Raw genomic sequence first — 13360 nt, 5'->3', positions numbered from 1 at the left:
TAAAAGATTAAATCTTATCGACCATTGCGGCCACGACCACGTGGTGCTTTGGTATTTGGACGAGTTGTACCATTGGTCTTACGACGTGGTTTCTCGCTTTCATCCATTTGCCAGATACGTTTTGTACCAGACTTTTTCGCAGAACCATCTTTGTTCTTGCGAACCATTGGTTTGCCACCCGTACCACCTGGCTTTTTCACGTATGAACGCGAGCGATAAGGCTGTTCAGCTGGTACATCTTTAAAGTCAGGGTAGAGTAATGGTTCAATTTCTTTTACATCACCCGGTCTTAAACCAAGTTGAACTAAGTCAATTGAGCCAATTTTAGTACGAATTAAACGTAAAGTTGGAAAACCTACCGCAGAAGTCATACGACGAACTTGGCGGTTACGGCCTTCACAAATTGAAATCTCAATCCAAGATGTCGGAATATTTGCACGGTAACGTACGGGTGGATTGCGTTCCCATAACCATTCAGGTTCACTGACTTTAATGGCTTTAGCAGGAAGCGTCATACCATCATTCAGTTCTACACCTTTACGAAGTTGCTCAAGCGCTTCTTCGGTTACATCGCCATCAACTTGAACTAAATACGTTTTGTATTTTTTATTTGCAGGGTTGGTAATGAACTGATTCAGACCACCATGATCGGTTAAAAAAACTAAACCCTCAGAGTCCATATCAAGACGGCCTGCCAAGCGCAAAGTCGGGTCATCAACAAAGTCAGAGACGGTCATGTGCGCTTCGTCTTTACGAAACTGGGAGAGAACGTCATAAGGCTTGTTGAGAATCACAATTTTCATAAAAAATGGCTTCTTCTTTCAAATAACTAGAGAAAACATTGAGCTATATTTAAGTGCGAAATTTGCTTATTTCCCACATAAATCTCAAAAAGTATTAAATTCGATTAAGCTATTATGCGTTAATAAAAGTTGAAAGTATTGTTTATCGATAATTATTTTTAGTTAATTAAGTATTATAAAAGGGAGAATCTACACAATGGGTTATCAGAAGATCGTGGTTCCTGCCGACGGCGACAAAATCAAAGTAAATGCAGACCTGTCACTGAACGTACCAAATCATCCAATTATTCCTTTCATTGAAGGCGACGGTATTGGTGTGGATATTACACCAACCATGAAAGCAGTCGTAGATGCTGCGATTTTAAAAGCTTACGGTGGCAAACGCTCAATCGAATGGATGGAAGTGTATTGCGGCGAAAAAGCCAATAAAATTTATGGCAACTATATGCCCGAAGAAACTTTCGAAGCACTTCGCGAGTTTGTTGTATCAATCAAAGGTCCTTTAACCACACCAGTAGGTGGAGGCATTCGTTCACTCAACGTTGCTTTACGCCAAGAATTAGATCTATACGTTTGCGTACGACCAGTACGTTGGTTTGAAGGCGTTCCTTCACCGGTTCAACACCCCGAATTAACTGATATGGTGATTTTCCGTGAGAACTCGGAAGATATCTATGCAGGTATTGAATGGAAAGCTGATTCTGAAGAGGCAAAAAAAGTCATTAAGTTCCTTCAAGAAGAAATGGGTGTCACAAAAATCCGTTTCCCTGAAGGATGTGGCATTGGAATTAAACCTGTATCGAAAGAAGGTTCACAGCGTTTAGTCCGTAAAGCCATTCAGTTCGCAATCGAAAATGACAAGCCTTCTGTGACTCTTGTTCACAAGGGCAATATCATGAAATACACCGAAGGCGCATTTAAAGAGTGGGGTTATGAATTGGCTCTAGATCGTTTCGGTGGAGAACTGATTGATGGTGGTCCATGGGTTAAAATTAAAAACCCTAGAACGGGTAAAGACATCATTATCAAAGATGTCATTGCAGACGCGTTTTTACAGCAGATTCTCATGCGTCCAGCCGATTACTCTGTTATTGCCACGCTAAACTTAAACGGTGATTATATTTCTGATGCTTTGGCAGCAGAGGTTGGAGGTATTGGTATTGCACCAGGTGCAAATATTGGTGGTGCTATTGCTGTGTATGAAGCAACTCATGGCACAGCACCTAAATATGCAGGTCAGGATAAAGTAAACCCTGGTTCTATTATTCTTTCTGCAGAAATGATGCTGCGTGATATGGGGTGGACAGAGGCAGCTGATTTGATCATTAAAGGAATTTCTGGAGCGATTGCTGCCAAAACCGTAACTTACGATTTTGAGCGCCTAATGCCGGGTGCAACCTTGTTACGTTGTTCTGAATTTGGTGATGCAATTATCAAACATATGGGTGAGTAATCTTCTATTAAAAAGCCCTCGGTTGAGGGCTTTTTTTATTGCATAAATTCGGGATGTTTCGGAGATTTAATAAAACCAGTTTTCTTTTGATAACTCTGGTCTAGGGCTTGAATAATAAGAACGAAAGCAACTAGAAATAAAGGAAAGAGCAGAGTTTTCACGGTTTGGTTTCTCCGAGAGTTGAGGTGAAAGAAGGGCGTAGGGGAATTAAAAGGCAAACCGCAAAGAGAAGAACGGTTCCACCCAAAAGAAATAGATGGGCATAAGACCAATGCAAATGATGTAAAGTACTGATGACAACACCACCCAAAAGTTGAGTACTGGCAAAGCCAATAGTGGCAATGCTCCAAAGCTTCTGATAACGCTGCTCATAAATCTGTAGCAGACTATAAGAACTAATAAATACGGTTGCGGGGGTTAGTAAGCCTGTCAAAAGCGAAGATAAGGCCAGTAAAGAAGCGGTATGTGAAAAGAAAGGCAAAACAACGGCTAAGCAGTAAATGGTATATAACCATTTAATGGCCTGTAGATATCCGGTTAATCTGCTTAAGCAATAAGCGACAAGTGCACCAATACAACTTCCTAATCCATAGAGAACCCAAAATAGATTTCTTTGCTGTAGGGGAAAATGCAGAGTTCCAGATAAATAATCCATCCAAAACAAAGAGTGTGGAATATATGCAAAGGCACTACACATATAGGCAATAATAATGACAAGGCCTAAACGTGATTTTTTTGAGACTTTTATAGTGGTCGATTGCGGCTTAATAATTTGGGCAGTATTACTACTTAATAATCGATAAAGAGTTAAGCTTCCTAATAGAGAAAGACCCGCAAAAATATTCCAAACATAATGAACAGGCATATTTTGAAGTAGAGGAATAATAATAGTGGCGGATAAAACCCCTACACCAATCCCGCTAAATCCTAAAAAATTAACTTTTAATCTTTGCGTGGTGGGAATGTATTTCATCGCAAAGCTAGGTGCCAAAATCATTAGTAAGCCGCCAGCAATACCTGAAATCGTACGCCAAAAAATGAACCACACCAGAGGCATATCCATGAATGAACAGCATAGTAGGCTGAGGCTACCAGCTATAGCCGACAATACAATCATGGGTGGGATGTACTTTTCTTTAATACTTAAGAGCGCCAATAAGGCGCCAATGAGATATCCCAATAAATTTGCGCTGCCTAAGTAACTGGCAAAATCGTGAGTCCAGTGGTATTGCTCGATCATGATGGGCATAAGCGCAGTATAGGAAAATCTAAAAACACCAATTCCCAAACAAGTTGCCAAAAAGACAATTAAGCTCATTCGATAAAACGTAGACATGAGAGGATGCTCAATTTTTTTATTATTAAAAGCGAGTTTTTAAATCTTTAAAAATGATTTAATATGATGGTAATTATCTTATTTTGAGATAGTGATATGTTGCTTAAGTCTCTAGAGTTTTTTTTAGCTGTTGCAGAGAGTGGAAGTTTTTCCTTGGCTGCACAAAAAATGTATACGGTTCAATCGAATATCACGAGCCATGTGAAAAAGCTTGAAGAAGAGTTAGGGGTTATTTTATTCAATCGTAATAACCCAGTGACCTTAACGAATGCCGGACAACAGCTGCATAGTTATGCTGTTCAAATGATTGCTCTACATAATAAAGCGAAAAAAATCTTTCAAGAGGGTGATATTGACCCGAACGAAACCATTCGTTTGGGCAGTATGGAAACGACAGCAGCAATACGTCTACCTCAATTACTCAATCAATGTATGCAGCAATATCCGAATTTGCCGATCGAGCTGCAAACTCACCCGACACGATATTTGTTAAGCGCTGTGCAGCAAGGAGAGGTTGATTGTGCTTTTGTTGCTTCTAAATATTTAATTCCAGAGTTGTATAGTTTACCTGTTTGGCAAGAACAATTGGTTTTGGTTTGTCCGAAACAGCAAACTCACTTTCCAGATGTTGCCAAGCTTGCAAAGACCCGATTTATTGCGTTTCGACAAGGTTGTTCTTATCGTCATGCAATCGAGTTATTTTTAAATGATCACAGTGTTCCGCCTTCACAAATTATGGAAATGGGCAGTCTGGACGGGATTGTAAGCTGTGTGGAATTAGGCGTTGGTTTTGCTTTATTGCCAAAGTCATATCTAAACAAAGTAGTCGAGAAAGTGTCATTAAGTTGTTTTGAACTTAATACTGAATCCGCTCATTTTACTACCTACTTAGTTGCCCAGTCGCCTGAAACATGGGGAACCAATTTAAAGCAGTTTATTCATTTTATTGAGCAACAATTTGAATTAAAGGTTGCTTAGGTTGTGATTGATTTTCATACGTAAATATCCAACTTAATTTATAAATTAAAAGTGATATATATGTATGAAAAAGTCATTTTAAATTCTCACAGAGGTTTGTAATCATCTTGATGCTATAAAATTGTGGAAAAGGGTAGTTTATATAGGCTGGCTATGGTCAAATATGCCCCCTTGAAAGATGACACAAGCAATAATTTGGAGTTTGGGAATGAATATACCCTTAATCATCAATATTGTGGTTTTTGTCGGGTTAATATTTTTACTCGCCCAAACACGTAAAACAGACTGGAGCTTATCGAAAAAAGTTCTGGCTGGCTTAGTTCTAGGTGTAGTGTTTGGTTTAGGACTACATTTGATTTATGGCGGTGGCCATCCGATTCTTGCTGAATCTATTAGCTGGTTTAATATCGTTGGAAACGGCTATGTAAAACTTTTACAAATGGTCGTGATGCCTTTGGTATTTGTGTCTATTTTGGGAGCGGTGGCAAAATTACACCAAGCATCTTCTTTAGGCAAAATCAGTTTTTATACGATCGGTACTTTACTCTTTACAACGCTGATTGCTGCACTGGTAGGGGTATTTGTTACAAACCTGTTTGGCTTAACTGCAAAAGGTTTGGTGCAAGGTGCTGCTGAAACTGCACGCTTAACTGCGATTAATACAGACTATGTAGGCAAAGTTACCGATTTAAGTGTGCCGCAGTTTATTCTTTCCTTTATTCCAAGTAACCCATTTGCTGAATTGACTGGTGCAAATCCAACATCAATTATTAGTGTGGTTATTTTCGCCGTCTTTTTAGGTATAGCAGCGCTTAACCTAATGAAGGATGACGCAGAAAAAGGTCAACGTATTCTGACTGCGATTCAGACGTTGCAGTCATGGGTAATGAAGCTTGTGCGCTTAGTGATGACTCTTACACCATATGGCGTATTTGCGCTTATGACAAAAGTCGTGGCAAGTTCAAACGTTGCAGATATCTTAAATCTAGGCGGTTTCTTGGTTGCATCTTATTTAGGCTTGGCGATTATGTTTGTCGTACATGCCATTATTTTGACTATGACCGGTGTTTCTCCGCTTAAATTCTTTAAGAAAGTTGCTCCAGTTTTAACGTTCGCATTCACTAGCCGTTCAAGTGCAGCAAGTATTCCACTGAGCATTGAAACACAAACTCGTCGTTTGGGTGTGCCTGAATCTATTGCAAGTTTCTCTGCTTCTTTTGGTGCTACCATTGGTCAAAATGGCTGTGCGGGTTTGTATCCTGCAATGCTGGCAGTGATGGTTGCACCTACAATGGGTATTAACACCTTAGACCCAATGTGGATTGCATCGTTAGTCGGTATTGTGACCTTAAGTTCAATTGGGGTTGCAGGAGTAGGTGGTGGTGCGACTTTCGCTGCGTTGATTGTGCTTCCTGCCATGGGTTTACCTGTAACGTTGGTTGCGCTTCTTATTTCAATCGAGCCACTCATTGATATGGGACGTACTGCGTTAAACGTAAATGGTTCGATGACTGCTGGCGTAGTTACGAGCCAATTGATGGGTCAAACTGATAAAGAAATATTAAACAGTGAAGATGAAATTGAGTTAACTCAACATCATTAAAAATCAATAAAAAAACGGCTCTCTATTCTGGATGAGCCGTTTTTTATAGGCATAAATTGCTACTGTGATGTTAATTCTAAAAAAACTGTATCTGTTTTTCTTTTAAATAATTTTCGAAAATGAGTCTATTACAAAAGAGAGTACTATCATGAAAATGTATCAAGTCGATGCTTTTACAAAAGAGTTATTTCGTGGAAATCCGGCCGCTGTCGTTGTTGAAAAAGAGTGGCTAGATACAGATTTAATGCAGAAGATAGCACTTGAGAATAATTTGTCTGAAACTGCTTTTGTAAAAATTATAGACTCTGAAAACTATGAAATCCGTTGGTTCACTCCAACAGTTGAAGTTGATTTCTGTGGGCATGCCACGCTTGCCAGCGCTTTTGTATTATTTAAAGATTTTACCGAGAAAAAGACAATTAATTTCCATGTACGAAACTTAGGTCTTTTTGTGGTTCACCAAGATGAAGACAGTAAAATCAGAATGAATTTTCCAATTCGTAAAGCTCATCAAGTTGAAGATTATCCAGCTATTTTACGTCAAGCATTAACAAAGCCTTTTAAAGCGGTTTATCAAAATGTTCAAGCCTACATTGTTGAATATGAATCAGTGCAAGACGTGTTAGATGAGCAACCTGACATGAACTTACTTAAAGCCTTAGGTAAGCGGACTGCGATTACTACTGCAGGGATGGATGTTGCAATCACCTCAAAAGCCGATCAACAATATGATTGTGTATCGCGTTATTTTGCACCTGTCGCGGGCATTGAGGAAGATCCGGTTACGGGTTCAATTCATACGGCAATAGCGCCATTATGGGCAGAGAAACTTGCTAAAAATAATATTATTGCTTATCAGGCTTCTAGCCGTGGAGGCGTTTTATATTGCAATGTCCTGAATCAGGAACGTATTGAAGTTTCAGGGTATGGGAAGCTTTATATGCAAGCTGAAATTTTTCCTTAAAATATAAGGCCGTTTAAATAAACGGCTTTTTTTTCAAAACTTTACTATGAAAGTTAGTTCAAATTTCCTACTATAGTCCCACAACTATTGATTTTTTATTATTCAAATTAATTGGTATTTATATGTTTATGCAGTTTAAACAACTGACACTCTCCCTATGTATTCTTGGTTTAAGTGCTGCGTCTTGGGCACAAACTACACTAGTAAAAAGTAAGCAAAATATTGAGGAATATAAATTAGATAATGGCTTTCGGATTGTGCTTGCACCGAATGACAAAGAAAATAAAATCTTTATTAATACCATTTATTTAACAGGCTCATTAAATGACCCGCAAGGTAAAAGTGGCTTAGCTCATTTGCTTGAGCACTTGGCTTTTAAGGGGACACAAAATGTTAAAGGGGAAGAGTTCCAGCGTCGTTTAGATCAATATACATTGATGACAAACGCCAGCACCGATTATTATTCAACAAAATATACTAATATCGTTCGTCCAGAAAAAACTGCGCTTGATCAGGTACTGTATCTTGAATCTGAGCGTATGGATAAATTAGTTCTTCAAGAAAAGTTTGTTCCTTCCGAGATTGAAATTGTAAAGCGTGAACGTGAAGTCCGTATGGATCAGCCTTTTGCTGTGCTGATGGATCAAATGTGGAAGTCAGCTTATGGTAACCAATATTTAGGTCGTTTACCGATTGGTGATTTGCCTGAGCTTAAATCTATTAAGATGCCTGAACTGAACCAGTTTTATCGTAGCTGGTATGCACCCAATAATGCGGTTATGGTGATTTCAGGTAAATTTGATAAGACTGATGTCTTAAAAACAATAGATCAATATTTTAGTCCAATTGCGGCAAGAGCGGTTCCTAAAACTGTACAGATTCCTGTGCTTGACTCTACAAAAATGAAAAATCGTCAATTCATAGTGAAAAAGGGCAGTGATCTGGCTAAATTCCATATCTATATGAATGGTAAAAATACCAAAATTCAGCCGACACTTGCTTTAGCTCCTTTGTTATATACGATGCAGCCAAGTGGTCACCTATACCAAAACATGGTGGAAACAGGTATTACCACAAATGTTGAAGCTAGTACTTGGTTAGACCAAGATTTTAACGTGGTGTTTCTAGGTGCTATTTATTCACCAAGTAATGACCCTAAAAAAGTTGAAAGTTCTTTGTTAGCAGGCATTGAAAAAGGGAAGCCGTTTACTGAAGTTGAATTAAATCGTGTTAAAAGTTTAATGAAAACTCAAGGTGACTTAATCACGAAAGATGCGGTAGCACTGGGGTCACGTTTAAGTGATTACACCGTCGCTGGCGGGCAATGGGATCAATATTTTAAAGATTTAGATTCTGTAGAAAAAGTTAAGCTAGATGATGTGAATCAAACTTTAAAACAGTTCCTTGTGGCTGATCATCGTATTGATGGCGATATTTTGCCAACACCTGAAGACCAGAAAAAAGCGCAACAGCAAAATTCAAAAGAGACACCTAAAACTCTAGATCAGGTCGAAGCAAAGGCTGAACCTTTAAAAGATCCTAAGGTATATCAACAAGAAGTTGCTGAGTTTTTAAAAACTTCAAAGCAATATGTTGAAAGCAATGAGAAAAAGATTATCCGTGGAAAACTAAAAAATGGAATGAAGTATGCTCTATTCCCAGTTGAAACACGCGATGATCGTACTTACGCAACGATTACGATGGACTTCGGAACAGAAAAATCTTTATTTAATAAAGGCACAGTAGTTGATCTAACTTCATACTTATTGCTCCGTGGTTCTGATAAATACAGTTTGCAAGACATTGCCGATAAATCAATTGATGCAGGCGGCGCGGCTTATGCAAGTGCTGACGGCAATGGCATGACCATTAATATTCAGTCTAAATCAGAAAAATTTGATGAGTTTTTCAAGTTTGTTCTTGATGTGATGAAAAATCCAAAATTTGAACAATCTCAATTTGATTTAATTAAATCGCAAAGCTTATCAAGCCTAGATCGTCCTTATACCGAGCCAGATGTAGTGGCGGGTTTAACACTTTCACGTTTACTTGAAGAATATCAACCAGGTGATTTGCGTTATCACTTCGAACCTGAACTGGCAAAACAGCAGTTGAAAAATGCAACTCAAGAGCAAGTGAAAGAGTTATATGAGCGTTTCTTTGCAATGAACCATGCTCAAATTGCCATTACAGGCGAATTTGATGCGAAGAAGATGCAGAAATTACTAAATCAGGAATTTGGTCGTTGGAACGGTAAGCAACCATATCAAAAAATCTTGATTGATCACGTTGATTTTCCAGCACAGCAAGTTCATGTTTTATCAGAGCAACGTGAATTTGGTAGCTACCAAAGTGTGCTTTCAATTCCAGTTGGGAAAAACCATCCAGATGCATCTGCTCTCATTTTAATGAACTATATTTTAGGTGAGTCTCAAATTTCATCACGTTTGGCTCAAGAGCTTCGTGAGAAAAATGCGCTGGTTTATGGTTTTGGAAGTGGGCTGCAACTTGATCGTGACACGAATGTAGGAGCTTTGAGTATTAGTGCAAATTATACTTCGGGTCGCTCAGCACAAGTGTCTGCATCAATACACAAAGTGTTAAATGACTTGGTTAAAAATGGGGTAACTGAGCAAGAGCTTGAAGCTGCTAAAGCAGATATCATGAAGAAACGAGTTACGGCATTAGAAGATGAGCGTAATATTCATGGCATGTTAAATCTACAGCTTGAAACAAACAAAACATTGCAAGACCGAATTCGTCATGATCAAGAGTTAACTAAATTGACTGTTGCTGACGTTAACAGAGTAATTAAGAAGTATATTAAACCTGAACATTTGGTCGAAGTGATGGCTGATCAATATGGTCAGGCCGCAAAGAAATAAAGTCTTCTCGCAAATAAAAAGCCACTCAAATGTGGCTTTTTATTTGGGTCTTTAAATCATATTAATGATCATGTTTGTGCGCGTGAAAATCTTCATTTTTACGGAAACGTAAATAATTTTCGAATTGTTCACAATATTCATCGAAGTTATCTTCAAGCATCATCTGAAATTGCTGAAGAAGATAAGACATGACCTGATCTTTCGCATCACGCATTTCATTACCATCTTTAAAGTTATTTGCTGCTACCCATGTATTGAAGCGGGCAGTAGCAAATAACATTGCAGCGCTCACTTGACCACGTAGCTCAGCTGGATCAACTTTTTTATCTTTTGGCGGGCGACAAAAATCATTAGCTTGTTTAATAAATTCATCCGCACGCTCAAAGAAAACAGCATTTAATGCTTCTTCTTCAGTAATATCTGTTGCATTAATCTTTTGAGACATGACTTATTCCCGCAAAAATAGAGCTGCTTATTATAGGCAAACGCTTGCGGAAACAAAACCTTTGACTTAGTCTGTAAATAGCCTAAGTATTGGTAGGAGAGACTAATATGCAAGATGCAATTGCGATTCAAAGTTTAAAGACAGATATTGCTTTATTACGCCAGCATGTTTTCCCACCCCAATATTTAGAGCATGTTGAAGGATTGCCGATTTATTATGGCTTGCAAGAAGAAGTCGAAAATTATTACCGTCAATGGCAGGGGCTAATTGAAAGGGCACAAGAGCTTTTTCAGCCATTTATGGAAGATGAATTACCAGATGCCATTCATTTACCAAGTCATTTAAATTTACCGCTATTCTTTTTTCATGTAGACCGAATTCGGATTAATAAAACACGTGCAAAAGAATCTAAAACTTTCCGCGGTGTTGCGAGTCTTATTGAAAAATGCGGGCAGTTTGAAACAGACCAGATATTTACGATGCAAGAATGGTTGCAAAGTGATGATACCGCGGCTCTGGTTGCTCACCGTGAATTCATCGATTTAAGAACCTATGTATTCCAGCATGGACAAAGCGAATATACACGTTCACGGTTTTACACCAATGGGATTGTGCTAGGGGTTGAACCGCATTTTAAATTGGTAGATGCTCGTGATAAGCCAAGAAAGCAACGCAGCGATAGCTATAGTGATCCGTTAGCAGATAACGGCGTATGGAAAGTATTTGGTAAATACCGATAAAAGTCGCTGCACGTTTACAGCGACTTTTTATAAATTACCAGAAAGTTTCAACCTCACTAAAAGCTTGTAAAGCTTTTGCTGAGCGCTTTTGTAATTGTGGCTGTTTGGCTTTGACCCAACCTAAGGCAAACCAGAAAGACGGATCTTGTTCAACCACATTGTTAAAAATACCTTCTGCAATAAACAAATCGTTATATTGACCTAGGGTATTTTGCACAGGTTGTAGCTGTTTTAAATATTGCTGTACTTTTTTATTTGGATAAAGACTCGAAATAAACTCAACACAATAACGTAACTGTTTAGCTTGCTTTCTTATTTTGTGCTGTTCATTCACTTCAAGCTCAGAGAAGTGTTCAGCATTATTAATCACTTTATGATGTATCTTATCTAAACTCTTTTTAATATGTTTTTTTAATGCACCAGTTTTACGCTCTGAATCTTCTTCTGAATAAGCAAATGCTAATAAATCGAGTAATAGCTTAATTGTGTCTGCAGAGGTAAAGATTGTTGAGAGTTCTTTTGAGGGCTGGGCTGAAACTGGTAGTAAAAGTTCAGGTGAACCGTGTTGTTGAATAATAGGTAACACTTCGGTGCGAATCGCATCTTCATCACGAGTGTCTCCAAGTTTACGGAAAAGCTCAGCAATTTGTTCTTCCCAAACAGGATTTAGCTCGCTTGACCAACCTGCAAAATGCTTAAGGGCACTACGTAAACGACGTAAGCTTACCCGTGCCTGATGGATATGCTCAGCTTCGGCAACTCCATCGGCAATGACAGCCATATTTGGTAAGAATTGCCCTAAACAGTTTTCGACAATCTTTTTTAGAGCCTGTTCAGCAGTAATATCTTTATTTAATGTCAAAGTTTTAGCATGAACAGCAGGTGAGGCAGCTTGCCCTAGTGCTAATAAGTTGCCACGTTCGGCTTTACTTCTTACATCAAGCCAAAGTGAATAACGATTAATCCATTGCTGCGCAAATTGAATAAGCGTTTTCACTGCACCCTGCTTGAGTTCAAATTCGACTTCGCAAATTACACTTTGTGCATCCGCTGTTTTTACGACACCATCATCTAAGCAAACTTCAATCGCTGTATTATCTGCTTCAAACACATGATAGGTGCGCTGTACATCAGTCTCAAACTGCAAACTTAGTTTTTCAGCTTGCGTTCCTAAGGCCGCATTAATTAAATCAGTTACCACTTTATTATCTTGGTATAACTCAAGGTTTAAGTCAGGTTCTTGGTCACAAACGCCTAAATGAGTTTCTTCTTCAACACGGTGGAGATGGCTTTGACCTGCGGCTTTAAATGTTTGTACCCATTGATCATCTTCTTTACGTAAACGTAAGGCCATACCGTTTTTTGCAAGCAGTCGATCAGGTGTATCGTAATACTTTGCCTGTAAGTGGATGTTCTTTGCTTTGTGTTTTTTTAAGTATTGCTGGACAGTTTTTTTCTTCGATTCAGGCAACTGAAACTTTAGTTCGACTTCGACCATAATATATCTCCCTGAATCAGGTATTTAGACTATCTTGAATAAGTATAATAGCTCAGCTCTAAAAATAATGGTTTTGATAGAGAAAGTTACAATCAAACATATGACGCTACACTTTTATTTAGGTGTACAATCAGGTGACGTTTTGATCAAATAAAAATCAGGAAGATGATCGTGAATGCACCAATAAACTTTAGCCATGAAGCTCAGCCAGAGTTTGAATTGCCGATTAAAAACTATCAGGAATTTTATCGTTTTTATTTAACTGAACACCGTAACATCATGAGCAGACGTTTGCATGTGGTGGGCAGTAGCATTGGTCTATACTTTTTTTCAAAAGCAGTCCGTAAGAAGCAAGCCAAATATGTGCTCTATGGTTTGGTAGCGGGTTATGCAAATGCTTGGGTTGGACATTTTGTGTTTGAAAAAAATAAGCCTGCCAGTTTTAAACAACCTTTCTATAGCTTTATTTCTGATTGGCGAATGTTGTCTGATGTTGCACGTGGCCGTTTGAGTTTGGTTGACCGTAAGTTTGATAAAATTCCGAGCTAATTTTACTTTCTATTCTAAATATACCGATTGGTACTGTTAGACCTAGATCAATCGGTACTTATGATGTCCTATAAATCCGTTATACTAGCCAAGTTTTTTAAAGCGA

Annotated in this window: 12 protein-coding genes; 7 read left to right on the top strand and 5 right to left on the bottom strand. The window is 38.5% G+C overall.

Translation table 11 applies throughout. The annotated features are described in order from the left end of the window. Positions 1–14 precede the first annotated feature (14 nt). Positions 15–803, bottom strand: coding sequence for an rRNA large subunit pseudouridine synthase E (locus HMPREF0013_RS15510; RefSeq protein ID WP_005067912.1), 789 nt, complete (start codon positions 801–803; stop codon positions 15–17). 196 nt (positions 804–999) lie between these two features. On the opposite strand from HMPREF0013_RS15510, the gene icd reads away from it, so the two are divergent. Then, the gene (gene icd / locus HMPREF0013_RS15505; protein ID WP_002118856.1) at positions 1000–2256 is read left to right on the top strand and encodes an NADP-dependent isocitrate dehydrogenase; all 1257 of its coding nucleotides are present in this window, start codon (positions 1000–1002) and stop codon (positions 2254–2256) included. Between the two features lie 35 nt (positions 2257–2291). Here the strand turns inward: icd and HMPREF0013_RS24610 are convergent, their stop codons facing one another. Together HMPREF0013_RS24610 and HMPREF0013_RS15500 are read right to left on the bottom strand one after the other, a co-directional pair. Further along, on the bottom strand, positions 2292–2417 hold the full coding sequence (locus tag HMPREF0013_RS24610; RefSeq protein ID WP_002118699.1) for a hypothetical protein: 126 nt from the start codon (positions 2415–2417) through the stop codon (positions 2292–2294). After that, on the bottom strand, positions 2414–3592 hold the full coding sequence (locus tag HMPREF0013_RS15500) for a YbfB/YjiJ family MFS transporter (RefSeq protein WP_002118387.1): 1179 nt from the start codon (positions 3590–3592) through the stop codon (positions 2414–2416). Before HMPREF0013_RS15500 ends, HMPREF0013_RS24610 begins: the two co-directional genes overlap by 4 nt. A 96-nt stretch (positions 3593–3688) precedes the next feature. Between HMPREF0013_RS15500 and HMPREF0013_RS15495 the strand changes: the two genes are divergently transcribed. The 4 genes from HMPREF0013_RS15495 to HMPREF0013_RS15480 all read left to right on the top strand — a co-directional run bounded on the left by HMPREF0013_RS15495 (position 3689) and on the right by HMPREF0013_RS15480 (position 10022). Then, positions 3689–4570 (top strand): LysR family transcriptional regulator, encoded by an 882-nt coding sequence (locus tag HMPREF0013_RS15495; protein ID WP_002118709.1) that lies wholly within the window; start codon positions 3689–3691, stop codon positions 4568–4570. Between the two features lie 208 nt (positions 4571–4778). Beyond that, on the top strand, positions 4779–6173 hold the full coding sequence (locus HMPREF0013_RS15490; protein ID WP_002118474.1) for an L-cystine transporter: 1395 nt from the start codon (positions 4779–4781) through the stop codon (positions 6171–6173). A gap of 148 nt (positions 6174–6321) precedes the next feature. Then, a complete protein-coding gene (locus HMPREF0013_RS15485; RefSeq protein WP_005803828.1) occupies positions 6322–7137 on the top strand; it encodes a PhzF family phenazine biosynthesis protein in 816 nt (271 codons plus the stop codon). Between the two features lie 122 nt (positions 7138–7259). Next, positions 7260–10022 (top strand): M16 family metallopeptidase, encoded by a 2763-nt coding sequence (locus tag HMPREF0013_RS15480; RefSeq protein WP_002118863.1) that lies wholly within the window; start codon positions 7260–7262, stop codon positions 10020–10022. A gap of 61 nt (positions 10023–10083) precedes the next feature. Here HMPREF0013_RS15480 and HMPREF0013_RS15475 read toward each other — a convergent pair whose 3' ends face one another. Then, a complete protein-coding gene (locus HMPREF0013_RS15475) occupies positions 10084–10467 on the bottom strand; it encodes a DUF3144 domain-containing protein (RefSeq protein WP_002118682.1) in 384 nt (127 codons plus the stop codon). Between the two features lie 107 nt (positions 10468–10574). On the opposite strand from HMPREF0013_RS15475, the gene HMPREF0013_RS15470 reads away from it, so the two are divergent. Then, a complete protein-coding gene (locus HMPREF0013_RS15470) occupies positions 10575–11207 on the top strand; it encodes a hypothetical protein (protein ID WP_002118705.1) in 633 nt (210 codons plus the stop codon). A 34-nt stretch (positions 11208–11241) separates the two neighbouring features. Here HMPREF0013_RS15470 and HMPREF0013_RS25335 read toward each other — a convergent pair whose 3' ends face one another. Then, entirely contained in the window at positions 11242–12705 is a 1464-nt protein-coding gene (locus tag HMPREF0013_RS25335; protein ID WP_002118867.1) for a CYTH and CHAD domain-containing protein, read from the bottom strand. A 165-nt stretch (positions 12706–12870) separates the two neighbouring features. Here HMPREF0013_RS25335 and HMPREF0013_RS15460 point away from each other — a divergent pair, with 165 nt between their 5' ends. Continuing rightward, entirely contained in the window at positions 12871–13254 is a 384-nt protein-coding gene (locus HMPREF0013_RS15460; protein ID WP_016802513.1) for a DUF962 domain-containing protein, read from the top strand. The last annotated feature ends 106 nt before the right edge of the window (positions 13255–13360 follow it).

It is taken from the genome of Acinetobacter sp. SH024 (genome assembly GCF_000163635.1).
In the GTDB taxonomy this organism is placed as follows: domain Bacteria; phylum Pseudomonadota; class Gammaproteobacteria; order Pseudomonadales; family Moraxellaceae; genus Acinetobacter; species Acinetobacter pittii.
The sequence above is the reverse complement of the archived record's forward strand: the minus strand, read 5'-3'. Positions and strand labels throughout refer to the sequence as shown.